Genomic DNA, 25,292 nt, shown 5'->3' with positions numbered 1-25,292 from the left:
GTGACGACTTCACCGCTGGCGGAGAAACCGGCGAGCGACAACGGGCCGAGTGCCGGCGCTGTTACAGCCGTACTGGCCTTCGGCGGGATTGTCGTCGCGCTGATGCAGACCCTCGTGGTGCCGCTCATCTCCGAGCTCCCGGCGCTGCTCCATGCCTCGACGGCCGACGCGACCTGGGTGATCACCGCCACGTTGCTCTCCGGCGCTGTGACCACGCCGGTCGTGGGGCGGCTCGGAGACATGTTCGGCAAGCGGCGGATGCTGCTGGCCAGCCTGGGCATGCTGGTGATCGGCTCCGTGGTGAGCGCGTTCTGCGACTCGCTGGCCCCGATGGTTGTCGGGCGGGCACTTCAGGGCTGCGCCATGGGCGTCATCCCACTGGGCATCAGCATCATGCGGGACGAACTCCCGCCCGAGAAGCTCGGCGCCGCCATGGCTCTGATGAGCTCGTCGTTGGGGGTGGGCGGTGCCCTGGGTCTGCCCGGGGCAGCGCTGCTCGCCCAGCATGCCGACTGGCATGCGCTGTTCTGGGTGTCCGCGGGCCTCGGCGCCGCCGTGCTCGCGCTGGTGCTGGTGTTCGTGCCGGAGTCCCGGGTCCGCAGTGGCGGACGGTTCGACCTGGTGGGAGGTGTCGGGCTGACGGCCGGGCTGCTCTGCCTGCTGCTGGCCGTCTCCAAGGGCGCCGACTGGGGCTGGGCCAGTGGCTCCACGGGCGGGCTGTTCGCCGCGGGAGTGGTCATCGTGCTGGTGTGGGGATGGTGGGAACTTCGTTCCGCCCAGCCCCTGGTGGACCTGCGGACCACCGTCGACCGCCAGGTGCTGCTCACCAACCTCGCTTCGATCATGGTCGGGTTCGCGATGTTCGGGATGTCCCTCGTCCTGCCGCAACTGCTGCAGATGCCGAAGGCCACCGGATACGGCCTCGGGCAGACGATGCTGGTCGCGGGCCTGTGCCTGGCCCCGGCCGGACTGGTGATGATGGTCGTCGCGACGCTCTCCGCGAAGGTTACGGCGGCCTTCGGTCCCAAGGTCTCGCTGATGATCGGCGCCGCGGTGATCGCGACCGGCTACGGCCTGGGCATCGTCCTGATGGGCGCCGTATGGCAGCTCATCCTCGTCGCGGCCGTGATCGGCGCAGGAATCGGCTTCGCCTTCGGCTCCATGCCCGCGCTCATCGTGGCGGCCGTACCCCGGTCCGAGACGGCCTCCGCCAACGGCCTCAACGCCCTCATGCGCGCCATCGGCACCTCGGTCGCCAGCGCGGTGCTCGGCGTCGTACTGGCCCACATGACCACGGACTTCGGCGGCCACGCCCTCCCGTCCGAGGCCGGCTTCCGCACCACGATGGGCATCGGCGGTGGGGCAGCGATCGGCGCCCTGCTCCTCACCGCCTTCCTGCCGGGCCGACGTGCCAACGGCCTCGCGACGGCGCCGGACGATGAGTCGGCGTCGGAGAAGCCGACCGCGAAGGAGCGGAGCTCGGCGCAGGACGCCACGGCCCGTCACGGGGCTGACGGGGCGTAGACGCCTCGGCGTACCAGGCTCCGGGCCCCCTCCCCGCCGCTCTTCGCAGGCTCCGTCCGAAGGGCATCCGCCACCCAGCGGCCGGCTTCGACTTCCAAATCCGAGCCGACGGGGTGACGTCAACTCGCCATACACAGCAAGTCGTAACCAGCACAGCCAGACACAGTCAGCCAAGGAGTCGAGATGAGCCCCCAAGTCCCAGCACGCAACGTCCTCGTAGTCATCGGTACCGGCGGTATGGGGCTGGCCGTCGCACGCCGCCTGGCCGCCGGGCGGCGGGTTCTGCTGGCCGACTGGTCCGCCCCAGGCCTGGAAGCGACTGTCGGTACGCTGCGCGGCGAGGGCCACGAGGTCGAAGGCCACACGGTGGACGTCACGCAGCGGGACTCGGTCGAGAGCCTGGCCGTAGCCGCCGGGGCCGCCGGCCGGGTGGACGCCGTCGTCCACACCGCCGGGGTCTCCCCCGTCATGGCGACCGCCCGGCAGATCTACGAGGTGGACCTGCTCGGCACCGCCCATGTCATCGACGCGTTCCTTCCCGTCGCCTCCGCGGGTACGTCACTGGTCTGCGTGGCGAGCATGGCCGGGCACTTCGCATCGCTGTCCGCGGACCTCGAACGGCACCTCGCGACCGCCCCGACCGATGAACTCCTGGAGCACAAGGAGTTCGACCTCGAATCCGAGCCCGCTCTGGCCTACGTGGTGGCCAAACGCGCCAATCAGCTGCGCGTACAGGCCTCCGCCCACGCCTGGGGGGCCAAGGGGGCACGACTGAACACCATCAGCCCCGGAGTGATTTCCACGCCGATGGGCGCCCAGGAACTTCAGGGCCCGGCCGGCGTCCACATCCAGGCCATGCTCGACCTTTCCGGCGCGCGCAGGGCAGGTACCCCCGACGACATCGCGAGCGCCGCCGCGTTTCTGACGGGACCGGACTCCGCCTTCATCACGGGGAACGACCTCTTGGTGGACGGCGGGACGGTCTCCGCACAGCGCTGGAACACGACCCCCGCGGCCTGAGGTGGCTCTGCCGCCACCGCCGCGCGTCAGGCATGTCCCGCGTCGCCGAAGTGGGCGGCGCGCAGCCCACGGAGGACCAGGTCGAGGAATTGTTCGCAGACGCCGTGCGCGCTGATGCCGGGGCGCAGTTCGCCGCGTCGCCATGCGTCGTCGCGGAGTTGGAGGGTACAGCGGGCCGCAAGCAGTCGGCGGAGGCTGTCGAGGGTGCGCTTGGCCACCTTGGCGCGGGCGGCGACGGAGTTGACACGGAAGCCGGCGACGCCGGTCTCCGCAAAGTTCGTCGACGAAGGCGGCACCACCTTCACCGCAGCCGCGACGAGTCCGTCATACGGGCCACGCTCGTAGCGGAGCCAGGGCCCGAGCTTGGGTCGCGTCATGGGATCGGTGGCGCCTGAGACTTCCCAGTCGTCGGCCCAGCCGATGATGTGGCCGCCGACCGCTTCCGCGGCCGTGAGGACGTCCTCTCGCTGTCGCTCAGGCGACGAGGTTGCCGCCTTCATGCGCGAGAGCCGTCGTACTCCCAGCAGGCACTTTCCGCATCCGTCGTAGGAACGCTCGATCTTGTCCCATCTGGTGGTGGGCATCCCCTTCTCCAGTTCCGCACGCAGGGTACGGAGAATGGACGGCCACCCCCAGGATGATCTTGCCTACCCCAGGAAGCTCAACCGCACGTGCCGGTTGGCATTGTCAATGTTGGTGTCCACCAGACACACCGACTGCCACGTCCCCAGCTCCAGCCTCCCGCCCAGCACCGGCAGCGTCGCGTGGGGCGGGACGATGGCGGGGAGTACGTGGTCGCGGCCGTGGCCGGGGCTGCCGTGGCGGTGCTGCCAGCGGTCGTCCCCAGGGAGCAGGGAGTGCAGGGCGGCGAGGAGGTCGTCGTCGCTGCCGGCGCCGGTTTCGATGATCGCGATGCCGGCGGTCGCGTGGGGCACGAAGACGTTCAGAAGGCCGTCGCGGCCGGCTGCCGCCTCCCTGAGGAAGGCCTCGCAGTCGCGGGTGAGGTCGACGACGGTCTCCGAGGAACCGGTGGCGACGTTCAGGACTCGGGTGGTGAAGGCATCGGGCATGCACCAATCCTCGCCCACACGCCGGGTTCCGCATCCGGTCGGCCGACCGTCATGTGATACGAGGGGTCCATCCCGCGAGACACCATTGACCGTACGCGAACGAGCTGGCTACTTTCAGGCGCATGTTGCGTTCAGTCATGCTCACCACGCGCGGTCACATCGACCTGCTGCGGGTGGCCTCCGCCGCGTGTCGCCGCGGCTGCTGACGCCCTTTCACCAGCCTTCTTCTCCCGCCTGGGCTCCGCCCTGACCGCACGTCTGAGCTGACGTAGCGGCACCGAGGCGCATCCCTCTCCGGTCGCTCTCTCCCCGTCTCTCCCCGTGGAGCACTCATGAGCATCAGCCATGCCCCGCCCAGCTCCCCCGAGCCGGATATTTCACCTATATCAGAAGATGAACCTGACCCACCCGAGCTCGTCCCCCTGGTCCCCACCTCCACCCGCCGCTCCCGCGTGCCACGCTGGCTGCGCCGTACCTCCGGCCCCGTCCTATTGCTCGCCCTGTGGCAACTCCTGAGCGCCACCGGTGCGTTGGCCCCCGACATCCTTGCCTCGCCGGGCACCATCGCGCGGGTCGGGAGCGATCTGATCGCCGACGGTTCGCTGCCCAACGCGATGGGCGTATCACTGCAACGCGTCGCCGTCGGGCTCCTGCTCGGAACCGTCGTCGGTACGGGGCTCGCCCTGGTGTCAGGGCTGTTCCGCATCGGCGAGGATCTGGTGGACGCGAGCGTCCAGATGCTGCGGACCGTGCCCTTCGTCGGGCTGATCCCGCTGTTCATCATCTGGTTCGGCATCGGCGAGGCCCCGAAGGTCGCGATCATCACCCTCGGCGTGTCCTTCCCGCTCTATCTGAACGTGTACGCCGGTATCCGCGGCGTCGACTCCCAGCTGATCGAGGCCGGGGAGTCCCTCGGGCTGTCCCGCTGGGGGCTGGTCCGCCATGTCGTGCTGCCGGGCGCACTGCCCGGCGCGATGACGGGGCTGCGCTACTCACTGGGTATCGCCTGGCTGGCCCTCGTCTTCGCCGAGCAGATCAACGCGGACGCCGGGATCGGCTTCCTGATGGTCCAGGCGCGCGACTTCCTGCGGACCGACGTGATCGTGGTCTGCCTGATCGTCTACGCCTTCCTCGGCCTGCTCGCCGACTTCATCGTCCGCACCCTCGAAAGGCTGCTGCTGCAATGGCGACCGACGTTCACGGGCCGATGAGCGCCCAGAAGGCCAGGGCCTCAGCCGTACGAGTGCAGGGCCTCACCCGCTCCTTCGACGGCCGCGCCGTCATCGACAACCTCCAACTGGACGTCAGGCCGGGCGAGTTCGTGGCCCTGCTCGGGCGCAGCGGCTGCGGCAAGTCCACTCTGCTGCGGATCCTCGCGGGGCTCGACCGCGACATCGAGGGAACCGTCCTCGTTCCGCGCCGCAAGGCTGTCGCGTTCCAGGCACCGCGGCTCATGCCGTGGAAGAAGGTGTGGCGCAACGTCCTGCTCGGCCTGCCCGGGAAGCCCGAACGAGCCGTCGCCGAACAGGCGTTGACCGAGGTCGGCCTCACCCACCGTTCGGACGCCTGGCCGAAGACTCTTTCCGGCGGCGAGGCCCAACGTGCCTCGCTGGCCCGTGCGTTGGTCCGTGAACCCGATCTGCTGCTGCTCGACGAGCCGTTCGGCGCGCTCGACGCCCTCACCCGGATCAAGGCGCAGCGCCTGGTCGGTGAACTGTGGCTGCGCCGCGGCTGCGCCGTGCTGCTGGTCACGCACGACGTCGAGGAGGCGGTCCTGCTCGCCGACCGTGTCCTCGTGATGGACGACGGCGTCATCGCGTACGAGACACAGGTCGACCTGGACCGCCCGCGCGACATCGCCGACCCCCGCTTCGCCGAGCTGCGCGCCGGCCTCCTCGAACGTCTTGGCGTCGGCACCGCCGCCTGAACCGCCCCGCTCGCCTCTCAGTTGCACCAAACCCTCACCTGAACGGATTCGCCATGCGACGACGCCTCGCCCCCGCTGCCCTGCTCCTCCCTCTGGCCCTGCTCCTCTCCGCCTGCGGTGGCAACTCGGCGGCCGACACTGGTTCCGGGACCGACGGCAAGGGCTCCGTCACGCTCAACGTCGGTGACCAGAAGGGTGGTTCGGAGGCGGTGCTGCGTGCCGCCGGAGAGCTCGACAACCTCACCTACAAGATCAAGTGGTCGACGTTCACGTCCGGCCCGCCGCTCCTGGAGGCCGTCAACGCCAAGGCCGTCGACGTCGGTGGGGTCGGCAACACCCCGCCGGTCTTCGCGGCGGGCGCGAACTCGAAGATCTCCGTGGTGGCGGCCTGGCACGGCACGTCCAAGGGCGAGGCCATCCTCGTACCGAAGGACTCGTCGCTGAAGAAGCCGGAGGAGCTCAAGGGCAAGTCGATCGCCGTGGCTCAGGGTTCCTCCGCGCACTACCAGCTGATCGCCTCGCTCAAGGAAGCCGGGCTGGGGCTGAGCGACGTGCAGGTGAAGTACCTCCAGCCCGCCGACGCGCTGGCCGCGTTCACCAGCGGCAAGATCGACGCGTGGGCGGTGTGGGACCCGTACACCTCGCAGGTGCTGCAGGGCGGGCAGGGCCGGATCCTGGCGGACGGCGACGGTGCGGTCAACGGACTCAACTTCCAGGTGGCGGCGCCCACCGCGCTCGCGGACAAGGAGAAGGCCGCGGCCATCAAGGACTACCTGGACCGGCTGCGGCGCGCACAGGACTGGGTCTACGACCACCCTCAGGAGTGGGCCGAGGTCTGGGCGAAGGACACCGGACTGCCGTACGAGGTGGCGCTGGCCTCGGTGAAGCGCACCCACGCCTCCCGCGTCCCGGTGGCCGTCGACCAGCCGCTCATCGACTCCGAGCAGCAGATCGCGGACACCTTCACCAGCCTGAAGCTCATCCCGAACAAGGTCGACTTCGCCGACTTCGTGGACACCCGCTTCAACGGCGACCTGCCGCCGTCCACGACCGCGCCTCGCGTCTACAAGGAGTCGTAGCCACGGCTGGGCCCTCCGGGAAGATCCCGGACCCCGGTCCGGTTGGTAGAAGCGTGAACAACACCGGGGTGCAAGCACGCGAAGTCGACGCCGAGGTCGCCACCGAGGTCGATGTCGTGGTGATAGGCGCTGGACAGGCCGGACTGTCCAGCGCCTATCACCTGCGGCGCGCCGGTTTCGAGCCCGGGCGTGACTTCGTGGTCCTGGACCACGCGCCGCGTCCGGGCGGCGCCTGGCAGTTCCGCTGGCCGTCACTGACGTACGGCAAGGTGCACGGGATGCACTCGCTGCCCGGCATGGAACTGACGGACTCGGACCCGGCGCGCCCGTCCGCCGAGGTCATCGCGGAGTACTTCGACGCCTATGAGCGCGCCTTCGAGCTGCGGGTGCGCCGGCCGGTCGACGTGCGTGCGGTGCGCGAGGGCTCCGCGGGCCGGCTGCTTGTGGAGACCTCGGCCGGGACCTGGTCGGCGCGTGCGCTGATCAATGCCACCGGGACATGGGACCGGCCCTTCTGGCCGCGCTATCGAGGGCAGGAGACCTTCCGCGGGCGGCAGTTGCACACCGCGCAGTACCCGGGCCCCGAAGAGTTCGCCGGTCTGCGGGTGGTCGTCGTGGGCGGCGGCGCCTCCGGCACCCAGCATCTGATGGAGATCGCCCCGTACGCTGCCGCGACCACCTGGGTGACACGTCGGCCGCCCGTTTTCCGTGAGGGGCCCTTCGACGAGGAGTTCGGCCGGGCGGCCGTCGCGCTCGTGGAGGAACGGGTTCGTCAGGGGCTGCCGCCGAAGAGCGTCGTCTCGGTGACCGGACTGCCGCTGAACGACGCGATCCGGCAGGCCCTGCACGACGGCGTTCTCGACCGGCAGCCGATGTTCGACCGGATCACACCGGACGGTGTCGCGTGGGACGACGGGCGTCACGTGGACGCCGACGTCATCCTGTGGGCGACCGGGTTCCGGGCCGCCATCGACCATCTGGCGCCCCTGCGGCTGCGCGAGCCGGGCGGCGGCATCCGCGTCGAGGGGACGCGCGCGGTCGCCGATCCTCGGGTCCATCTCGTCGGGTACGGCCCCTCGGCCAGCACCATCGGCGCCAACCGGGCGGGGCGCGCCGCGGTGCGGGACATCAGGCGGCTGCTGGCGGGGGCGCCGGTCGCCGCGTGATGCCCCGTACGACGGATCAGCGGGTGGGGCTCGGGGAAGTGCTCTTCCGGTTCTGGTTGAACTCCGCGACGTTCTTCAGATGCTCCTCGTAGCTGGCGGTGAAGCGCGTGTCGCCCGGCTTGACCGTGACGAAGTACAGCCAGTCGCCCGGGGTCGGGGCGATCGCGGCACGCATCGCCTCCTCGCCGGGGTTGGCGATCGGCGTGGGCGGCAGACCCATCCGCTGGTACGAGTTGTAGGGGCTGTTGATCTTCGTGTCGTCCTGGCTCGTGTTCAGCGTGGAACGGTTCAGCGCGTAGTTGATGGTGGAGTCCATCTGGAGCGGCATGCCCCTCTCCAGGCGGTTGAAGATGACCCGGGCCACCTTCCCCATGTCCTCCTTGGTCGCCGCTTCGGCCTGGACGATGCTCGCGATGGTGACCGCCTGGTAGACGTTCATCGCGTTGCGCTGCGCCCCGGCGGCGACCGGGGCCTTGTTGAACTTCTGGTTCGCGGTGCTGACCATGAAGGACAGCAGCGACTCCGGAGTCGCCTTCTTGTCGATCGGATACGTCGCCGGGAAGAGATAGCCCTCCGGGTTGCCCTCCGCGTCGTTCGGCAGCTTCAGGTTGGCCTTCCCGAGCGACTTCTTGGCGGTGCCCGGCGGCACCCGGAGGACCTTGTCGACGGCGTCGTAGATCTGGCCCGCACGCCAGCCCTCCGGGATCACGAGGGCCGTCGGCGGCGCGGCCTCGCCCCCCGTTCTCAGCAGCGGCACCGCCACGGCGGTGGCCGCCACGACGGCTCCGGCCGCGATGAGGGCGCCCCGGCCCCGGCGCGTCAGTCGAATCGTGCTCCGTGGCGGAGTGTTCATCTGCATGCGGGCACGGTAACCCGCTAATGCACATAAACCCGACATATCTTTATCTTGTCGGCTCCAATTGGGCGTCCCGGTGGACGAGGGCGGCATAGCGCCCCTCCTGCCCCAACAGCTCCTCGTGCGTGCCCCGTTCGACCGCATGGCCGGAGTCGAGGACCACGATCTGATCGGCGCCACGAATGGTGGACAGGCGGTGCGCGATGGTGAGCGTGGTCCGGTTGGCCGACAGCGCGTCGATGGCTTCCTGGACGGCGTGCTCCGTACGGGTGTCCAGAGCACTGGTCGCCTCGTCGAGGATGAGCACCGGCGGGTCGCGCAGGATGGTCCGGGCGATGGCGAGCCGCTGCTTCTCGCCGCCCGAGAACCGGTGGCCGCGCTCACCGACGACCGTGTCGTACCCGTCGGGCAGGGACGCGATGTGGTCGTGGATCTGGGCCGCCCGCGCCGCCGCCTCCAGCTCCTCGTCGGTGGCGTCCGGCTTGGCGAAGCGCAGGTTCTCGGCGACCGAGGCGTGGAAGAGGTACGTCTCTTGCGAGACGACGCCGACCGCGCGCGCGAGCGTGTCGAAGTCCAGGTCGCGGACATCGACCCCGTCGAGCGTGACTCGCCCGCCCGTGACGTCGTACAGCCGCGGCACCAGATAGCTGAGCGTGGACTTGCCGGCGCCGGTCGGGCCGACGACGGCGAGGCTGCCGCCCGCGGGGACGGTGATGTCGATGCCGTCGAGTATCGGACCGCTTCTGTCGTCGTAGCGGAACTCGACGTCCTCGAAGCGGATCTCGCCCTTGACCCGGTCGAGGTGGACGGGGTTGTCCGGCTCGGTGATGTCTATGGGGAGGTCGAGGTACTCGAAGATGCGCTGGAAGAGGGCGAGCGAGGTCTGGATCTGCACGCCGGTGGACAGCAGGCTGACCGTCGGCCGGAACAGGCCCTGCTGGAGCGAGACGAAGGCGACGAGTGTGCCGATCGACACGGTCGAGCCGCTGAGCTGGAAGGCGATGCCGGCGGTCCAGTAGATGACGGCGGGCATCGCGGCCATGACGATGGTGATGACGGCCATGCGCCAGCGGCCCGCCATGTTCGACCTCACTTCGAGGTCGACAAGGCTCTCGGATTCGTCCCCGAAGGACTTCGTGAGCGAGTCGGCGCGGCCCATGGTGCGGCCGAGCAGGATGCCGCTGACGGAGAGCGACTCGGTGACGGTGGCGGCCATCGTGGCCATCTGCTTCTGGCGCTGCGTCGCGATCTTCTTGCGCTCGCGGCCGACCCGGCGGCTGATCCAGACGAAGATCGGCAGCAGGAGCAGCGACACGGCGGTGAGCCGCCAGTCCAGCGCGAGCATCGCCACGATCGTGGCGACGACGCTGGTGAGGTTGGAGACCAGCGAGGTGGCGGTGGAGGTGACGGTCGCCTGCATGCCGCCGATGTCGTTGGCGATGCGGGACTGGACCTCGCCCGTGCGGGTCCGGGTGAAGAAGGCGAGCGACATGTGCTGCAGGCGGCCGTAGACGGCGGTGCGCAGGTCGTGCATGACGCGCTGGCCGACGGTCGTGGAGATCAGGGTCTGCAACACGCCGAAGACGCTGGTGACGACCGCGCTGAGGATCATGCCGAGCGCGAGCAGGCTCAGCAGACCGGTGCGGCCCTGCGGGATCGCCACATCCAGGATTTCCTTCAGCAGGAAGGGCGTGGCGACGGAGACGAGGGAGGCGGCGCCGACCAGCAGGCCGACGACCCCGAGGCGGCCACGATAGGGCCGGAAGAGTTTCAGGATGCGACGCACCTGCCGCGGCTGTTCCTTGTCGGCAGGTGACGGGGTCCAGGTGGGTCGTTCGGGACGCATGGGCTCCTACGGGAGATGAGACGACGATGACTTGCAGTGATCAGTGATCACGACTTGCGGAAATTTGTGACGCCTGGCGGAGCATAGCTCATTGTTACCTATACTCACAATGAACAAGGTCCTGATATTGTTCCCACATGACCACCCCCGATGCCGACGGCCTGCTCGCCGAGCAACTGCTGCGGCTGACCCGCCGAGTGCACCGCATCCAGAAGCGCCATCTGGAGCATCGTGAGCTGGGCATCACACCGGCCCAGTCCCGGTTGCTGCGCACGCTCGCGCACTACAGCTCACCGCCCCGCATGGCCGATCTGGCTGCGCGCCTCGAGGTGGTGCCCCGCGCCGTGACCACCCTGGTCGACGGCCTGGAGGCGAGCGGCATGGTGCGCCGGGCGCCCGATCCCACCAACCGGCGGGTGATCCGCATCGAGGTCACGGAGGAGGGGCGCAAAGCCCTGGGGGAACTGCGCGCCGCGCGCCGCTCGGCCGCGGAGGAGATCCTCGCCCCCCTGACGGACGGGCAGCGCGAGGTACTCGGCGGGCTCCTGAACACGCTGGTGGACGGGGTGCCGAGGCGGGACCACGACTGCTGAGGTCACGCACTCGACACGACGTGGGCCCGGACCACGAGAGACCGCGCAACGGGCCGCGGCGCCGACTCCGTACTGCTGGAGTCGGCGCCGCGGCCCGTTGCGGGCCCACTTCGGTCAGCTGCGGTCAACTGACCTCGGACGCAGGCTCCTTGGTCATCCGAGCGGGTACGTCGGTCCCGGCAGCCTGCTCGGGTATATCGGCCTCAGCGGCCTGCGCAGGGATGTCGGCCTTGGCCGAGCGAGGCACCTGCACAGGCGCCCCCGGCTCGTCCGCTTCGTCTTCCTCCACGAACACGATCTCCCCGTCCAGCACCTTCTTCGCCCGGTCCAGGTCCAGCGCGCCCTCCCAGCGGGACACCGCGAAGACCGCGACGCAGTTGCCGAGCAGGTTCGTCACGACACGCATCGAGTCCATGATGCGGTCGACCCCCAGCAGCAGGGCGACGGCGCCGGCCGGGATGGCCCCCAGGGAGGACGCGGTCGCGGACAGCGCGAGGAAGGCCGAACCGGGAATGCCCGCCATGCCCTTGCTGGTCAGCATGAGCACGAGGATCACGGTGATCTGCTGGCCGAGACTCAGGTCCACACCCACGGCCTGCGCGATGAACAGCGTGCCGATGGACAGGTAGAGCGAGGCTCCGTCGAGGTTGAAGGAGTAGCCCGTCGGCAGCACCAGACCCACGGCGTCGTCGCGGGCGCCGGCCCGGCGCAGCTTCTGCATCACGCGCGGCATGACGGACTCGGTGGAGGCGGTGCCGAGCGCGAGGAGCATCTCCTCGCGGATGTAGCGCAGGAACTTCCAGAGGCTGAGCCCGGTGACCACCTTGAGGGCGACTGCGAGGAGCGCGATGAAGAGCGCGGCGGCCGCGTAGCACAGGATGATCAGCTTGGCGTACGTCTCGATCACGCCAAGTCCGTACTGTCCGATCAGGACGGCCATCGCGCCGAACACCGCGATCGGGGCCAGCCGCATGATGAAGCCGACCACCGCGAAGATGATCTCCTGGGCCTGCTCGATGGCGGGCAGGACCTTCGGCACCTTGGTGTGGCCGAGGTGGAGCAGCGCGGCACCGACCAGACAGGCCAGAATCAGCACCTGGAGCAGGGAGTTCTCGGCGAAGGCGCCGATGAAACTGGTGGGGATCGCGTTGACGATGAACTCGGTCGTCGAGGGCAGCGAGCCGCCGCCCGTCTTCGCGTCGACCGCCGAGGTGTCGAGCGTGGACGGGTCGACGTTCATGCCCGAGCCCGGCTGGACAACGTTGGCAGCGATCAGACCGATGAGCAGAGCGGCCGTGGACGCGACCTCGAACCAGATCAGGGCCTTCAGCCCGATCCGGCCGAACGCCTTCAGGTCTCCGGCCTTGGCGATACCGACGACGACCACGCAGAACACGAGCGGCGAGATGATCGTCTTGATGAGCCGGGTGAAACCGTCGCCGAGCGGTTGAAGGTCCGTGGCCACGTCGGGCCACAGCTTTCCGACGATGATTCCGAGCACGAGCGCGCAGGCGACCTGCGCGAACAGTGAGGTACGCAATATGTGTGCGACGCGTCGCGGGGACGGTACAGACGGCGGCACGGGGCACTCCTCCGAACGAATTCTGGGATGCGGAAAAGCGCTTCCGCGTTGATCACTATTGAGGAGTGATTGATTCCGCTGGAGACCTCCGTGTCACGTCCACGTAAATCATGCACGTGACACGGAGTTCCTTGCCGGGACCTCTGCGGCCGCCGTCGCCTCAGCAGTTGCGGCGGTCCTCCGTCAGTACGCCCTGCGCGGTGGCCAGGGTGCGGTCGTAGCACCCGGCCGAGCCGTACAGGCGGTAGCGCTCACTCGTCGTACCGACCGCGTGGCGCTGGTCACGCGGCACGTTCGCCGTATACGTCGTGTCGCCCGCGTAGGTGTCGTCGAGCCGTGACCACACTGTGCGCCGCCCGCCGCGTGTCTCGTCGACCGCCGCCCGGTCGCCGAGTGTCAGGACGGTGCGCAGCCGGTCGTCCGCGCCGAGCGTGGTCGTCCCGTCCATCGTGTAAGTGCGCTGCGTGCGCGTCGCGGTGGCCGGCCCCCGCCCGTCGACGGTGACCGTCTCGTCGTCGGTCCAGGTGGCCTTGAGCCCGTCCGTGTTCTCGCCGTCGGTCCAGCGGTGCACGGAGGTGTTCGCCAGCTTGCGGCTCACCGTGGTCTTCACCCGGCCGTGCGAGGTGTCGACGTACCCGGCGACCGTCAGCCGGTGACTGCCTGCGGTGTCGAGGCGGTGTTCCGAACCGGGCGTGTACGTCGAGGAGTCGGCGAGAGTGCCCGCCTTGACCTCCGTGAGCGCACCGCTCACGTGCTCCCTCTTCGCGTCCTGCCAGACGAGGACGTTGACCGGGGTGCTCCAGCCGGTCTGCCCCTCGGGGACGCCCACGACGGAGACATCGATCCGGTGCGGGCGACCGTCGTTGAGGAGTCCCGCGAACGGCGTCAGGTCGTACTCGATGGGCTTGATGTCAAAGGCACGCGGACCCGGAATCACGTACCAGAGGAAGGGGTTGGACCAGCCGCCCGTCCACACGGTCGGGAACGGCTCGGCGATACCGGCGAGTTGGCCGTCGACCTTGATCTGCACCTCCCGGTAGGGGCCGTTGTCGGCCTTGCAGGAGTACGGCGCCGGGTCGGGCACCGTCAGATACCAGTACTCCTCGCAGCCGCCGCCGGACCCGGTCGCGTACACCTCGGCGACGATGCGCTCGCTGTTGCGCGGCGTGGTGAGGGCGCCGTCCTGAAGAGTGAGGACACGGTCGGGGGTCGCGGCCTCGGCCTTCTTGGCGGTGTCCTCGGCGGCGTAGAAGGTCAGCGTGACCTTGACGTCGATGATGCCGGTGTAGGTGTCGTTGACGACGTTGCCGATGAGCATCTCGACGGGCTGTTCGGTGCGCAGGGTGTCGCTGTACCGCGTGACGTCCTTCTCGACGGACCACTCGATGCCGTCCGGCGAGGGCTGCGGAGTGGACGTACGGAACACCTCGACGCCATCGATGTGGAGGTAGCCGAGACGGTCGTACTGCCGTCCCTTGACGTTGCCGTCGAGCCGCAGCACGACCTTGCTCCAGCGGTCGCCACAGTCGCCGGGCGGCGCGTAGCTGCCCTGGTACGGCGTGAAGTCCCTGAACTGCGCCTGAGCGACGGTGACTTCGCACGATCTCGTGTCGGGCTTGGCGACGGGCGGCGCCGCGGTCAGCGGGTCGTGCCAGTCGGTGCCGAACTCCGCGGGCGGGTCGGCGAATTGGGCGGCGGACGCCGGGCCCGCTCCGAGGAGGGCGCTCGCCACGAGGGTCACTCCGGCGAGCATGGACATGATGATCCGACTTCTCATGGGCGGTGTTCTACGGGGTGTTGGCCCCGGCCGCAATGAGGCACTTCCCTCACACCCATCCCTCAAGCCTTCAGGTCCATCTTGTCGCCCATCACCACTGCCGGGGTGGGGCCGATTCTTTGCCCTGAGGCGAAAAATCGTTTGCTTTCGACCACGCTGCGACGCGAACCTTTCACGGTTTGTTGCCGACTGCTGTCGAGCTCCGCGGTCGATCGGCTGCGGATTTCACGGTTACCTCCACCCCCCTGACACGAGCCGCTGGGACGTCATGCAGATTCAAGACCTTCCGTATCCCGACCCGGGAGTGCCTGACGCACGCTCGGGTCCCCGATTCCTGTGGTGGCTCTTCCGGAATCAGCTCGGTGGGCAGCTCAAAGCCCTCGCCTGGGGGCTGCTGCACTTCGTGTCGGTCTCCGGGCTGCCGTTCTGCGTAGGCCTCGCCGTCCAGGCCGTCGTCGACCGCTCCGGCACTCGGCTGGCGCTGACCGGCGGGCTGATGGTGCTGTGCGGCGCGGGCATCGCGCTGGGCGAGACCATGCTGCACCGCGCCGCGGTCACCAACTGGATCCTGGCCGCCGCGCGCGTCCAGCAGCTGCTGGCCCGCAGGACCGCCCAGCTCGGCTCCGCGCTGACCCGCCGGGTCGCGGCCGGCGAGGTCGTCGCGGTCTCCACCGGCGACGTCGAGAAGATCGGCTGGTTCGTGGAGGCCGTGTCCCGGTTCACGGCGGCGGCGCTCACCATCGTGCTGGTCTGTATCGGCCTGGTCGTCTACCAGCCGGCGCTGGGTGTGATCGTCGCCGTGGGCGTGCCCGTCCTGGCACTCGCCGTGCTGCCGCTGCTGCCCCGGGCCACCCGGCGTGCCGACTTCCAGCGCGAGAAGGCCGGTCGCGCCACCGAACTGGCCTCGGACACCGTCGCGGGCCTCCGGGTGCTGCGCGGCATCGGCGGCGAGGAACTGTTCCTCGACCGCTACCGCCGCGCCTCCCAGGAAGTACGCCACGCCGCCGTACGCAGTGCCCGCATGTGGTCCCTCATCTCGGCGATCCAGGTGCTGCTGCCCGGCCTGCTGCTGATCGCCGTCGTCTGGCACGGCGTGGGTCTGGCCCGCGACGGCCGGATCACGGTCGGCGAACTGGTCACCGTGTACAGCGCGGTCATGCTGCTCACCTACCCGCTGCGGCACTTCGAGGAGATCGCCATGGCGTACTCCTTCTCGCGCCCGTCCGCCAAGCGCGCCGCCCGGGTGCTCTCGCTCGAACGCGCCATGGACAGCGACGGGTCGCGATCGGCGGAGGTGCCGGCCGGGGATCTGTACGACCCGGCGACCGGGCTGCTCGCGCCTGCCGGGCGGCTCACCGCGGTGGTGTGCGGTGACCCGGACCTGGCGGGACTGCTCGCCGAGCGGCTGGGCGGACATCCCGGCGTCGAGGGCACTTCGGCGCTCCTCGGTGGCGTACCGCTGGACGAACTGCCCCTCGACTCGGCCCGTACCGCCGTCCTCGTCCAGGACAAGGACCCGGTGCTGCTGTCCGGCTCGCTGCACGAACTCCTCGACGTGCCCTCGTCGGGTGCGGTGAGCGCCGCCGAGGCCTTGGCGGCAGCGCAGTGCGGTGACGTGCTGGACGCGCTCGCCCAGGGGTCGCTGGAGGCGGAGGACCCGATGGACGCCCGTATCACCGAACGTGGCCGCTCCCTGTCGGGCGGCCAGCGGCAGCGTCTCGCACTGGCCCGGTCGCTGATCACCGACCCCGAGGTACTCGTCCTCGACGAGCCGACGTCCGCCGTCGACTCGCACACCGAGGCACGCATCGCCGACGGCGTCCGCTCACTGCGCACCGGTCGTACGACGGTGGTCTTCACCTCCTCACCGCTGCTCCTGGACCACGCGGACCGGGTCGTGCTGGTGCACGAGGGCGAGGTGGCGGCGGTCGGCGTACACCGCGAGCTGCTGCACAGCGAGCCGCGGTACCGGGCCGTGGTGACCCGGGAGACCGACGAGGAGGCCTCGGCCGCCGGCGCACTGGCAGAGGTACTGGACGAAGAAGCCGTACTGGACGACGCACTCGAAGACGTACTGGAAGAAATCGAGGAGACCGCATGATCGGCCTGGCGCCACCGGCGTACGACCCGGCGGCCCCGACGACGGCGAACACGCTGCCCGTCGGCGCCCCGGCGACCGTACGCGCCTACGTGGCCGAACTGTTCCAACGGCACCGCCGGGCCTTCCTGCTGCTCGTCAGCGTCAACACGGTGGCCGTCCTGGCCTCGATGGCCGGGCCCTATCTGCTGGGCTCGGTCGTCGAGCGGGTCTCGGACCAGGCACGCGAACTCCATCTGGAACGCACGGCCGCGCTGTTCGTCCTCGCGATCGTCGTACAGGCCGTGTTCGTACGTCAGGTACGGCTGCGCGGGGCCATGCTCGGTGAGCGGATGCTCGCCGACCTGCGTGAGGACTTCCTCGTACGGTCGGTGGGACTGCCGCCCGGCGTGCTGGAGCGCGCCGGAACGGGCGACCTGCTGTCCCGCATCACCACGGACATCGACCGGCTCGCCAACGCGATGCGCGAGGCGGTGCCCCAGCTGGCCATCGGCGTCGTGTGGGTGGCCCTGCTGCTCGGCGGACTCGCTGTCACAGCGCCGCCTCTCGCGCCCGCCGTGCTGGTCGCCGTACCGCTGCTGGTGGTCGGCTGCCGCTGGTACTTCAAGCGCGCGCCGTCCGCCTACCGCTCGGAGGCCGCCGGATACGCCGCCGTGGCCGCCGTCCTCGCCGAGACGGTGGACGCCGGGCGCACCGTCGAGGCCCACCGCCTGGGCGTGCGCCGTATCGACCTGTCGGATCGCCGGGTCAAGGAGTGGACCTCCTGGGAGCGCTACACGCTCTTCCTGCGCTCGGTGCTCTTCCCCGTCATCAACGTCACCCACGTCACCGTCCTCTGCTCGGTCCTGATGATCGGCGGTGTCTTCGTCCTGCAGGGCTGGATCGGTGTGGGCCAGCTGACGACGGGCGCGCTCATCGCGCAGATGCTCGTCGACCCGGTGGGGCTGATCCTGCGCTGGTACGACGAGTTGCAGGTAGCCCAGGTCTCGCTGGCCCGGCTGGTCGGTGTCCGGGACATCGAGCCCGACGCGGGCGACCCGGGGGTGGCCCCGGACGGCCGCGACGTGCACGCGGACCGGGTGCACTTCGGCTACCGCGCCGGCGTGGACGTCCTGCGCGACGTCTCGCTGGCGGTCGCGCCCGGCACCCGGCTCGCGCTGGTCGGCCCGTCCGGCGCGGGCAAGTCCACGCTGGGCCGGCTGCTCGCCGGCATCTACGCGCCCCGGGACGGCCGGATCACACTCGGCGGAGCGGAACTGTCCCGGATGCCCGCCGAGGAGGTGCGCTCCCACGTGGCCCTGGTCAACCAGGAGCACCACGTCTTCGTGGGCTCCCTGCGCGACAACCTGCTGCTCGCCCGGACGGGTGCCGACGACGCGGAGCTGTGGGCGGCGCTCGGCGCGGTCGACGCGGACGGTTGGGCCCAGGCCCTCGACGAGGGCCTGGACACGGAGGTCGGGTCGGGCGGGCTCGGACTCACCCCTGCCCAGGCCCAGCAGATCGCGCTGGCCCGGCTGGTGCTCGCGGATCCGCACACGCTGGTCCTGGACGAGGCGACCTCGCTCCTCGACCCGCGCGCGGCCCGTCACCTGGAGCGCTCCCTGGCGCGCGTCCTCGACGGCCGCACCGTCGTCGCCATCGCCCACCGGCTGCACACCGCCCACGACGCGGACGTCATCGCCGTCGTCGAGAACGGCCGCATCAGCGAACTCGGCAGTCACGACCAGCTGGTCGCCGCCGACGGCGCGTACGCGGCACTGTGGCGGTCCTGGCACGGGTGAGCGAGCGGGCCGCGCCGGTCCTCCATGGGCGCCCCTGGACACCCGTGGGCGCCCATGGTCGGACCGTGTGGCGTTGCGCGGTGCCGAAGGGGGGTGGAAGGCTGGACGTGGACACCGGCCCGGGGAACCCCCGGGAACCACCCGGTTCGCATCGGGCGACACCTGTGTCCAGCGGCCCGCGCGCCCGCCGTCGAGCGCGGCGGTACCGGGCCCGGCCCGCACCACCTGGAGGTACCCGTGGACAGCGCCGACGGATGGGGAGACGACGTCTACCAGCCCGACGGATCCGAGGTACAGGACGACGCGGGGCTGCTCGACGCCGAGGACACCCTGGACACCGACGGCGTCGGTGATCCCCTCGACCGTGGCTGGTCCCCGCCGGAGCGGCCGTGGGCGGTGGAGCACTCCGGAGTGACGGCCGAGGAACGCCAGCGGGGCGAGAGCCTGGACCAGCGTCTCTCGGAGGAGCTCCCCGACGTCGCCGAACCCGACGGGGACGGCATCGGCGACTGCGAGGGCACCGACGGCGAACCTCGGGACAACGAGGTGGGCGCCCTCCGATCCGGCCGTCTCGTGGCCCCCGACGAAGGGGCGCACGAAGACGAGGAGAGCGGGCTCATCGCCACGGACGTAGGCATCGACGGCGCAGCGGCCTCCGCCGAGGAAGCCGCTATGCACATCGTCGACGAGGACACCCTGTCCGGCTGACCGGCCCCCGTCACTCCCCCGCAAGGAGCATCGACCATGCAGAAGGACAAGCAGCCCGACTACCACGCCGTGGTCTTCCGCGACCGCACCGCCGGCTACGCCTTCCTCACCCGCTCCACCGCGACGAGCGACAACACCATCGACTGGGACGACGGCGAGACCTACCCCGTCGTCGACGTCGAGATCTCCTCGGAGAGCCATCCGTTCTACACCGGGAAGGCACGGACGGTGGACTCGGAGGGGCGGATCGCTCAGTTCGAGCGGCGGTACGGGGGTGCGGGGCAGGGAAGTGGCGAGGCCGGCACGGAGTGACCACGCGGCACGGTCACTCAGAAGACATTGAGCGCCGCCGCACACCCCACCCCGCCCAGCAGTATGAACACCGGCATCAGCACCTTGAGCTCCACCCAGCTGCCGGCCCTGAAGCGCAGCGCCTTGGGCGGACCGATCGGGTACCAGCGCTTGCGGCCGACCGGGATGGGCCACAGGATCGGGCAGCCGGAGACCGTCAGGGCGTCCCCGATGTCGTGTACCAACGCGCCCAGGACGATCGGCAGACCGAGCCACAGGTACTCCTGGCCCGGGGCTGTGAAGAGCCAGTCCGCGCCGTTGCCCGGCTTGTCCAGGGTTCCGGCGAGGATCCAGGCGCTGGTCGCGGCCAGCAGCCAGACCAGGACGTCGGCGCTGGAACCACGGGTCGCCCGCCAGAGCAGCCCTTCGATGGCGAGCACCAGGTGCACGAAGAGGATGGCCAGGACCGCCCAGCGGCCTCCCGTGATCGCGGCGACCGAGGTGCCCGCGCCGAGCAGCACAGCCCACAGCCAGGTGTGCGTCAACGTCCGGTGTCCACCGGAGCGGCGCGGGTCGCCCGGCTTGCGGGTCCCCTTGTAGACGGCGTACGAGAGTTTGTCGACGATCTCGCACAGGGCCCGTGAGACCGGTCCGAAGGCCCGCGAGATCGTGGCCGCCTTGTGGTCCAGGTCGGGGGCGAGCGCGGCTCCCGCGCAGATCAGGGCCCCGACGAGGAGAACCGGCCAGGGCATCGTGTGACCGGCCGCGGCCGCCGCCGCTCCGACGCCGAGCCAGGCCGCAGCTCCCGACAGTGAGTGTGCTGGTCCCATCATGGCCGTTCCCCGCCCCATTCCTCTTGTGCCGCTGTCCAGTTGCCCGCATGCGCTGACGCTTCGTCGGCGCCACAGCGTAGCGTTCGTGATCTTCGGACGAGCATCCGATTCCCCCATCGAGTGGGTTCACAGGCAAGATGGGGGCGTGACCCTTATCGATCAGCTGCCGCAGACCGCAGACCCCGACGCCCTCTACGAAGCCTTCGAGTCGTGGGTCGGGGAACGCGGTCTCACCCTCTATCCCCACCAGGAGGAGGCGCTGATCGAGGTGGTCTCGGGTGCGAACGTGATCGTCTCGACGCCCACCGGCTCGGGCAAGAGCATGATCGCCGCGGGCGCGCACTTCGCGGCTCTCGCTCGCGACGAGGTCACCTTCTACACGGCGCCGATCAAGGCTCTGGTCTCGGAGAAGTTCTTCGAGCTGTGCAAGATGTTCGGCACCGAGAACGTCGGCATGCTGACCGGCGACGCCTCCGTGAACGCCGACGCCCCCATCATCTGCTGCACCGCCGAGGTGCTGGCCTCCATCGCGCTGCGCGACGGCAAGCACGCGGATGTCGGCCAGGTCGTGATGGACGAGTTCCACTTCTACGCGGAGGCCGACCGCGGCTGGGCGTGGCAGATCCCGATCCTGGAACTGCCACAGGCGCAGTTCATCCTGATGTCGGCGACGCTCGGCGACGTCTCGATGTTCGAGAAGGACCTCACCCGCCGCACCGGCCGGCCCACATCGGTGGTCCGCTCGGCGACCCGGCCCGTGCCGCTGTCCTACGAGTACGTGCTGACTCCGCTGACGGAGACCCTCACCGAGCTGCTGGCGACCAAGCAGGCCCCCGTCTACATCGTGCACTTCACCCAGGCGCAGGCCGTGGAGCGGGCGCAGGCCCTGATGAGCATCAACATGTGCACGCGTGAGGAGAAGGACAAGATCGCCGACCTGATCGGCAATTTCCGCTTCACCACCAAGTTCGGCCAGAACCTCTCCCGTTACGTGCGTCACGGCATCGGCGTGCACCACGCGGGCATGCTGCCCAAGTACCGACGGCTCGTGGAGAAGCTGGCCCAGGCCGGTCTCCTGAAGGTCATCTGCGGTACGGACACCCTCGGTGTCGGCGTCAACGTCCCCATTCGCACTGTGCTGTTCACGGCTCTGACGAAGTACGACGGCACGCGGGTCCGGACCCTTCGTGCCCGCGAGTTCCACCAGATCGCGGGCCGCGCCGGGCGCGCGGGCTTCGACACTGCGGGTTTCGTCGTCGCTCAGGCGCCCGAGCACGTCATCGAGAACGAGAAGTCGCTCGCCAAGGCCGGCGACGACCCCAAGAAGCGCCGCAAGGTGGTGCGCAAGAAGGCTCCCGAGGGTTTCGTCGGTTGGACGGACAACACCTTCGAGAAGCTCATCGCCTCCGAGCCCGAGCCGCTGACCTCCCGTTTCCGGGTCACCCACACGATGCTCCTTTCGGTGATCGCCCGGCCGGGGAACGCCTTCGAGGCGATGCGACACCTGCTGGAGGACAACCACGAGCCGCGCAAGCAGCAGCTGCGGCACATCCGGCGGGCGATCGCCATCTACCGCTCGCTTCTCGACGGCGGCGTCGTCGAGAAGCTCGACAAGCCGGACGCCGAGGGCCGCATCGTGCGTCTCACCGTCGATCTGCAGCAGGACTTCGCGCTCAACCAGCCGCTGTCGACCTTCGCGCTCGCCGCGTTCGACCTCCTGGAGCCCGAATCCCCTTCGTACGCCCTGGACATGGTGTCGGTCGTGGAGTCCACGCTGGACGATCCGCGGCAGATTCTCGCGGCCCAGCAGAACAAGGCGCGCGGTGAGGCCGTGGCGGTGATGAAGGCGGACGGCGTCGAGTACGAGGAGCGCATGGAGCGGCTCCAGGACGTGTCGTACCCCAAGCCGCTGGAGGAGCTGCTCTTCCACGCCTACAACGTCTACCGCAAGAGCCATCCGTGGGTCGGTGACCATCCGCTGTCGCCGAAGTCCATCATCCGTGACATGTACGAACGGGCGATGACCTTCACCGAGTTCGTCTCCTTCTACGAGCTCGCCCGCACCGAGGGCATCGTCCTGCGCTACCTCGCCAGTGCCTACAAGGCCCTTGAACACACCGTCCCCGACGACCTCAAGTCCGAGGACCTGGAGGATCTGATCGCCTGGCTCGGCGAGATGGTGCGCCAGGTCGACTCCAGTCTCCTGGACGAGTGGGAGCAGCTCGCCAACCCGGAGGTGATGACGGCCGAGGAGGCCCAGGAGAAGGCCGACGAGGTCAAGCCGGTCACCTCGAACGCCCGCGCCTTCCGCGTCCTGGTCCGCAACTCCATGTTCCGCCGCGTCGAACTCGCCGCCCTCGACCACGTGAACGAGCTCGGCGAGCTGGATGCCGACTCGGGCTGGGACGCCGATGCCTGGGGCGAGGCGATGGACAAGTACTGGGACGAGTACGAGGACCTCGGCACCGGTCCCGACGCCCGCGGCCCCAAGTTGCTGTCGATCGTGGAGGAGCCGCAGAACGCCCTGTGGCGCGTCCGTCAGACCTTCGCGGACCCGAACGGCGATCATGACTGGGGCATCAGCGCGGAAGTCGACCTCACGGCTTCCGACGCCGAGGGCCGTGCGGTCGTCCGGGTCACCGACGTCGGCCAGCTGTGAGCACAGGAGAATCCCACACATGACGAACCCAGCCGAGAGGCTTGTCGACCTGCTCGACCTGGAGCAGATCGAGGTCAACATCTTCCGTGGCCGCAGCCCGCAGGAGTCACTGCAGCGGGTGTTCGGCGGCCAGGTGGCCGGCCAGGCCCTGGTCGCCGCCGGGCGCACCACGGAAGGCGACCGGCCGGTGCACTCACTGCACGCGTACTTCCTGCGCCCGGGCATCCCGGGCGTGCCGATCGTGTACCAGGTCGAACGGGTCCGCGACGGGCGGTCGTTCACCACGCGTCGTGTCACCGCCGTGCAGCAGGGCCGCACGATCTTCAATCTGACCGCCTCCTTTCACAAGCCTGAGCAGGGGAGCTTCGAGCACCAGTTGCCGCCGGCCCGCGAGGTCCCGGATCCGGAATCGCTGCCGACGCTGGCGCAGGAGATCAAGGAGCATCTGGGCGCGCTTCCCGACGCGTTGGAGCGCATGGCCCGGCGTCAGCCCTTCGACATCCGCTATGTGGACCGGCTCCGCTGGACCCCCGAGGAGATCAAGGACGCCGAGCCGCGCAGCGCTGTGTGGATGCGCGCAGTCGGGCCACTGGGCGACGATCCGCTCGTGCACACCTGCGCGCTGACGTACGCGAGCGACATGACCCTTCTGGACGCCGTCCGCATTCCGGTGGAACCGCTGTGGGGTCCGCGAGGTTTCGACATGGCCTCGCTGGACCACGCCATGTGGTTCCACCGGCCGTTCCGCGCGGACGAGTGGTTCCTGTACGACCAGGAGTCCCCCATCGCGACGGGCGGGCGCGGGCTTGCCCGCGGACGCATCTACGACCTGGAGGGACGCCTGCTCGTCTCGGTCGTCCAGGAGGGGCTTTTCAGGGCCCTGTAGCCAGTCCGGGAGCTGTGGGAAGTGCCGGGCCCGAGGGAAGTGCCGGGCAGTCAGGGGTTCTTGCGGCGCAACCAGCCGAGCAGCCTCCGTGGCCGCTCGGGCCCCTCGGTCGCGGGCCGATTCGGCGGTCCGACGGCCGGTCCCGGGCGTGGGACCTTCGGCTGTGAAGCCCTCGGCGCGGGACGTGGAGCGGGACGGAGATCGCGGGCTTCGGCGAGCAGCTGCCCCAAGTCGACCCGGAGCCAGCTGATCTCGTCGGCGTCGTCGGCTGTCATGATCCGCGAGGCGGTGTGCGCGGCGGGAGAGTCGGGGGCGCCGTGGGAGGCGCGTTCGGGCCGGCAGCGGTTCAGATGGGCGCGCTCGTACGGATCCCTGACGATCTCGGCGACCTGGACCGGTTCGAGCAGGGACGCCACGACCGCGGCCCGCTCCCACGGGTCTTCGGTCTGTCGCAGCAGGAACCCCATGTGGCGCCCCCGCCAGTTGCGGGGACGGAGGTCCAGCCCTTCGTCCAGCTGGTCGCGGAGCCCTTCTGGTGTGCGGCCGCTCAACAGCCGGGCGTTGTCCGTGTCGGCCGCGAACTGCCGCAATTCCTCCGCCAGATACAGCCACACGACCGCTCGGTACCTGTTGAGATAAAACTTCACCGGCACCACCAGGCCCAGGCGCGCGAGGCGCGTGAACCTGGCGGTCGTCACCTCCATGAGGGCGGCACCCTCCCTGGTACCCACGGCCTCGACGCGGTCCCGCAAGGCCTCGGGATAGCCGGGCTCGGAGCGCACCCGGTCGATCTCCGTCCGGGAGACCCGGCGTCCTCCTCCCCCTTCATCCGGGATGGTCCGTACGCACCCGAGTTGTACGGCGAGGTCGAACTCACCTCGCTTGAGATCGAGTTCTCGTGCGGCACGGCTGAGCGCGAGGGGCGGTCGGCGCGCCCCTGCCGAGGCTGTGGCAGGAGTGGCGGACACGGAGATGCCGGCCGCGGACGTGGCGGATTGGTCAGTGGTCGTGATGGTGTTGCCGGACATGGTTCTCCCCCGTCGCAGAAGTTGCTCGCGCTGGCGTGCGCTTGCTTCGGGAAAAACCGTAGCCGGTTCGACGGATCTCGCGCCGAGCCTGTGGATAACTTCGACCGCGGCGACGTATGCGCAGGTCAAAGGTCTTCGACGGGTGTGCTCCCCGGATGTCGCGCATCGACGCCGAGGTGCTCGCCGACACGGTTCACGAGCAAGGTCATCTCATACGCGATGTGGCCGATGTCGGCCTCCGCGGCGCTGAGGACACACAGACAACTGCCGGCGCCCGCCGCGGTGACGAAGAGCACCGCGTCGTCGAACTCGATCATCGTCTGGCGCACCTGGCCCGCGCCGAAATGGCGTCCGGATCCCTTGGCGAGGCTGTGCAGACCTGACGACACGGCTGCGAGATGTTCGGCGTCCTCGCGCCGAAGTCCCGTACTCGCACCGGTCACCAGCCCGTCGTTGGACAGCACCAAGGCGTGCCGTACGTGTTCGACCCGCTCTGTGAGGTCGTCCAGCAACCAGCCGAGTTGCGTGTTCTGCGCCATGATCCGGTCTCCCCGTGGTGTCGATCCCC

At 69.6% G+C, this 25,292-nt stretch carries 23 protein-coding genes; 14 read left to right on the top strand and 9 right to left on the bottom strand.

What is annotated here, in order from left to right; genetic code table 11:
• Nucleotides 1-102: 102 nt before the first annotated feature.
• Nucleotides 103-1,524 carry an MFS transporter gene (locus OG266_RS40145; RefSeq protein ID WP_371553130.1) on the top strand — a complete coding sequence of 474 codons (1,422 nt, stop codon included), beginning with the start codon at nucleotides 103-105 and terminating at the stop codon, nucleotides 1,522-1,524.
• A gap of 183 nt (nucleotides 1,525-1,707) precedes the next feature.
• Complete coding sequence (locus OG266_RS40140; protein WP_371551866.1) at nucleotides 1,708-2,544, top strand: SDR family oxidoreductase; 837 nt, start codon at nucleotides 1,708-1,710, stop codon at nucleotides 2,542-2,544.
• A 26-nt stretch (nucleotides 2,545-2,570) separates the two neighbouring features.
• Here the strand turns inward: OG266_RS40140 and OG266_RS40135 are convergent, their stop codons facing one another.
• Nucleotides 2,571-3,128, bottom strand: coding sequence for a hypothetical protein (locus OG266_RS40135; RefSeq protein WP_371551864.1), 558 nt, complete (start codon nucleotides 3,126-3,128; stop codon nucleotides 2,571-2,573).
• Nucleotides 3,129-3,191: 63 nt separating this feature from the next.
• On the bottom strand, nucleotides 3,192-3,614 hold the full coding sequence (locus OG266_RS40130) for a secondary thiamine-phosphate synthase enzyme YjbQ (RefSeq protein ID WP_266469096.1): 423 nt from the start codon (nucleotides 3,612-3,614) through the stop codon (nucleotides 3,192-3,194).
• Between the two features lie 122 nt (nucleotides 3,615-3,736).
• On the opposite strand from OG266_RS40130, the gene OG266_RS40125 reads away from it, so the two are divergent.
• The 5 genes from OG266_RS40125 to OG266_RS40105 all read left to right on the top strand — a co-directional run bounded on the left by OG266_RS40125 (nucleotide 3,737) and on the right by OG266_RS40105 (nucleotide 7,786).
• Nucleotides 3,737-3,820: a putative leader peptide gene (locus OG266_RS40125; RefSeq protein WP_353962413.1), complete on the top strand. Its 84-nt coding sequence runs from the start codon at nucleotides 3,737-3,739 to the stop codon at nucleotides 3,818-3,820.
• A gap of 126 nt (nucleotides 3,821-3,946) precedes the next feature.
• Nucleotides 3,947-4,825, top strand: a complete 879-nt coding sequence (locus tag OG266_RS40120; protein ID WP_371551862.1) for an ABC transporter permease — start codon at nucleotides 3,947-3,949, stop codon at nucleotides 4,823-4,825.
• Nucleotides 4,798-5,541 (top strand): ABC transporter ATP-binding protein, encoded by a 744-nt coding sequence (locus OG266_RS40115; RefSeq protein WP_371551860.1) that lies wholly within the window; start codon nucleotides 4,798-4,800, stop codon nucleotides 5,539-5,541. Before OG266_RS40120 ends, OG266_RS40115 begins: the two co-directional genes overlap by 28 nt.
• A 53-nt stretch (nucleotides 5,542-5,594) precedes the next feature.
• The gene (locus tag OG266_RS40110; RefSeq protein WP_371551858.1) at nucleotides 5,595-6,620 is read left to right on the top strand and encodes an ABC transporter substrate-binding protein; all 1,026 of its coding nucleotides are present in this window, start codon (nucleotides 5,595-5,597) and stop codon (nucleotides 6,618-6,620) included.
• Between the two features lie 68 nt (nucleotides 6,621-6,688).
• Complete coding sequence (locus OG266_RS40105; RefSeq protein ID WP_371551855.1) at nucleotides 6,689-7,786, top strand: FAD-dependent oxidoreductase; 1,098 nt, start codon at nucleotides 6,689-6,691, stop codon at nucleotides 7,784-7,786.
• Between the two features lie 16 nt (nucleotides 7,787-7,802).
• Here the strand turns inward: OG266_RS40105 and mltG are convergent, their stop codons facing one another.
• Both mltG and OG266_RS40095 read right to left on the bottom strand, forming a co-directional pair.
• Entirely contained in the window at nucleotides 7,803-8,645 is an 843-nt protein-coding gene (gene mltG / locus OG266_RS40100; RefSeq protein WP_371551853.1) for an endolytic transglycosylase MltG, read from the bottom strand.
• Between the two features lie 43 nt (nucleotides 8,646-8,688).
• Nucleotides 8,689-10,488 (bottom strand): ABC transporter ATP-binding protein, encoded by a 1,800-nt coding sequence (locus tag OG266_RS40095; protein WP_371551852.1) that lies wholly within the window; start codon nucleotides 10,486-10,488, stop codon nucleotides 8,689-8,691.
• Nucleotides 10,489-10,625: 137 nt separating this feature from the next.
• Between OG266_RS40095 and OG266_RS40090 the strand changes: the two genes are divergently transcribed.
• A complete protein-coding gene (locus tag OG266_RS40090) occupies nucleotides 10,626-11,081 on the top strand; it encodes a MarR family winged helix-turn-helix transcriptional regulator (protein WP_266469088.1) in 456 nt (151 codons plus the stop codon).
• 124 nt (nucleotides 11,082-11,205) lie between these two features.
• Here the strand turns inward: OG266_RS40090 and OG266_RS40085 are convergent, their stop codons facing one another.
• Nucleotides 11,206-12,663, bottom strand: a complete 1,458-nt coding sequence (locus OG266_RS40085) for a cation:dicarboxylate symporter family transporter (protein WP_371551849.1) — start codon at nucleotides 12,661-12,663, stop codon at nucleotides 11,206-11,208.
• A gap of 160 nt (nucleotides 12,664-12,823) precedes the next feature.
• The gene (locus OG266_RS40080; protein WP_371551847.1) at nucleotides 12,824-14,440 is read right to left on the bottom strand and encodes a peptide-N4-asparagine amidase; all 1,617 of its coding nucleotides are present in this window, start codon (nucleotides 14,438-14,440) and stop codon (nucleotides 12,824-12,826) included.
• Nucleotides 14,441-14,708: 268 nt separating this feature from the next.
• Here OG266_RS40080 and OG266_RS40075 point away from each other — a divergent pair, with 268 nt between their 5' ends.
• The 4 genes from OG266_RS40075 (at nucleotide 14,709) to OG266_RS40060 (ending at nucleotide 19,339) form a co-directional block, all read left to right on the top strand.
• Entirely contained in the window at nucleotides 14,709-16,541 is a 1,833-nt protein-coding gene (locus tag OG266_RS40075) for an ABC transporter transmembrane domain-containing protein (protein ID WP_371551845.1), read from the top strand.
• Nucleotides 16,538-18,319, top strand: a complete 1,782-nt coding sequence (locus OG266_RS40070) for an ABC transporter ATP-binding protein (protein ID WP_371551843.1) — start codon at nucleotides 16,538-16,540, stop codon at nucleotides 18,317-18,319. Before OG266_RS40075 ends, OG266_RS40070 begins: the two co-directional genes overlap by 4 nt.
• A 237-nt stretch (nucleotides 18,320-18,556) precedes the next feature.
• Nucleotides 18,557-19,027, top strand: coding sequence for a DUF5709 domain-containing protein (locus OG266_RS40065; protein WP_266469078.1), 471 nt, complete (start codon nucleotides 18,557-18,559; stop codon nucleotides 19,025-19,027).
• Nucleotides 19,028-19,063: 36 nt separating this feature from the next.
• Nucleotides 19,064-19,339 (top strand): type B 50S ribosomal protein L31, encoded by a 276-nt coding sequence (locus tag OG266_RS40060; RefSeq protein WP_266469077.1) that lies wholly within the window; start codon nucleotides 19,064-19,066, stop codon nucleotides 19,337-19,339.
• Between the two features lie 17 nt (nucleotides 19,340-19,356).
• Here the strand turns inward: OG266_RS40060 and OG266_RS40055 are convergent, their stop codons facing one another.
• A complete protein-coding gene (locus tag OG266_RS40055; RefSeq protein WP_266469075.1) occupies nucleotides 19,357-20,151 on the bottom strand; it encodes a metal-dependent hydrolase in 795 nt (264 codons plus the stop codon).
• A gap of 145 nt (nucleotides 20,152-20,296) precedes the next feature.
• Between OG266_RS40055 and OG266_RS40050 the strand changes: the two genes are divergently transcribed.
• Together OG266_RS40050 and OG266_RS40045 are read left to right on the top strand one after the other, a co-directional pair.
• A complete protein-coding gene (locus OG266_RS40050) occupies nucleotides 20,297-22,810 on the top strand; it encodes an RNA helicase (RefSeq protein WP_266469072.1) in 2,514 nt (837 codons plus the stop codon).
• 19 nt (nucleotides 22,811-22,829) lie between these two features.
• Entirely contained in the window at nucleotides 22,830-23,696 is an 867-nt protein-coding gene (locus tag OG266_RS40045; RefSeq protein WP_371551838.1) for an acyl-CoA thioesterase, read from the top strand.
• A 50-nt stretch (nucleotides 23,697-23,746) separates the two neighbouring features.
• Here OG266_RS40045 and OG266_RS40040 read toward each other — a convergent pair whose 3' ends face one another.
• Together OG266_RS40040 and OG266_RS40035 are read right to left on the bottom strand one after the other, a co-directional pair.
• Nucleotides 23,747-24,724 (bottom strand): DUF6397 family protein, encoded by a 978-nt coding sequence (locus OG266_RS40040; protein WP_371551836.1) that lies wholly within the window; start codon nucleotides 24,722-24,724, stop codon nucleotides 23,747-23,749.
• Nucleotides 24,725-24,849: 125 nt separating this feature from the next.
• Complete coding sequence (locus OG266_RS40035) at nucleotides 24,850-25,263, bottom strand: roadblock/LC7 domain-containing protein (protein WP_266469066.1); 414 nt, start codon at nucleotides 25,261-25,263, stop codon at nucleotides 24,850-24,852.
• Nucleotides 25,264-25,292 lie beyond the last annotated feature (29 nt).

This window comes from Streptomyces sp. NBC_00554, assembly GCF_041431135.1.
Taxonomy (GTDB): domain Bacteria; phylum Actinomycetota; class Actinomycetes; order Streptomycetales; family Streptomycetaceae; genus Streptomyces.
The sequence above is the reverse complement of the archived record's forward strand: the minus strand, read 5'-3'. Positions and strand labels throughout refer to the sequence as shown.

Bases quoted from the DNA above. Each gene is read 5' to 3' on its own strand.
- OG266_RS40070 (WP_371551843.1), top strand. From the start codon at position 16,538: ATGATCGGCCTGGCGCCACCGGCGTACGACCCGGCGGCCCCGACGACG.
- OG266_RS40055 (WP_266469075.1), bottom strand. From the start codon at position 20,151: ATGATGGGACCAGCACACTCACTGTCGGGAGCTGCGGCCTGGCTCGGC.
- OG266_RS40125 (WP_353962413.1), top strand. From the start codon at position 3,737: ATGTTGCGTTCAGTCATGCTCACCACGCGCGGTCACATCGACCTGCTG.
- OG266_RS40035 (WP_266469066.1), bottom strand. From the start codon at position 25,263: ATGGCGCAGAACACGCAACTCGGCTGGTTGCTGGACGACCTCACAGAG.
- OG266_RS40120 (WP_371551862.1), top strand. From the start codon at position 3,947: ATGAGCATCAGCCATGCCCCGCCCAGCTCCCCCGAGCCGGATATTTCA.
- OG266_RS40075 (WP_371551845.1), top strand. From the start codon at position 14,709: ATGCAGATTCAAGACCTTCCGTATCCCGACCCGGGAGTGCCTGACGCA.
- OG266_RS40040 (WP_371551836.1), bottom strand. From the start codon at position 24,724: ATGTCCGGCAACACCATCACGACCACTGACCAATCCGCCACGTCCGCG.
- OG266_RS40060 (WP_266469077.1), top strand. From the start codon at position 19,064: ATGCAGAAGGACAAGCAGCCCGACTACCACGCCGTGGTCTTCCGCGAC.
- OG266_RS40145 (WP_371553130.1), top strand. From the start codon at position 103: ATGCAGACCCTCGTGGTGCCGCTCATCTCCGAGCTCCCGGCGCTGCTC.
- OG266_RS40095 (WP_371551852.1), bottom strand. From the start codon at position 10,488: ATGCGTCCCGAACGACCCACCTGGACCCCGTCACCTGCCGACAAGGAA.
- OG266_RS40130 (WP_266469096.1), bottom strand. From the start codon at position 3,614: ATGCCCGATGCCTTCACCACCCGAGTCCTGAACGTCGCCACCGGTTCC.
- mltG (WP_371551853.1), bottom strand. From the start codon at position 8,645: ATGCAGATGAACACTCCGCCACGGAGCACGATTCGACTGACGCGCCGG.
- OG266_RS40110 (WP_371551858.1), top strand. From the start codon at position 5,595: ATGCGACGACGCCTCGCCCCCGCTGCCCTGCTCCTCCCTCTGGCCCTG.
- OG266_RS40080 (WP_371551847.1), bottom strand. From the start codon at position 14,440: ATGAGAAGTCGGATCATCATGTCCATGCTCGCCGGAGTGACCCTCGTG.
- OG266_RS40045 (WP_371551838.1), top strand. From the start codon at position 22,830: ATGACGAACCCAGCCGAGAGGCTTGTCGACCTGCTCGACCTGGAGCAG.
- OG266_RS40115 (WP_371551860.1), top strand. From the start codon at position 4,798: ATGGCGACCGACGTTCACGGGCCGATGAGCGCCCAGAAGGCCAGGGCC.
- OG266_RS40090 (WP_266469088.1), top strand. From the start codon at position 10,626: ATGACCACCCCCGATGCCGACGGCCTGCTCGCCGAGCAACTGCTGCGG.
- OG266_RS40140 (WP_371551866.1), top strand. From the start codon at position 1,708: ATGAGCCCCCAAGTCCCAGCACGCAACGTCCTCGTAGTCATCGGTACC.
- OG266_RS40135 (WP_371551864.1), bottom strand. From the start codon at position 3,128: ATGCCCACCACCAGATGGGACAAGATCGAGCGTTCCTACGACGGATGC.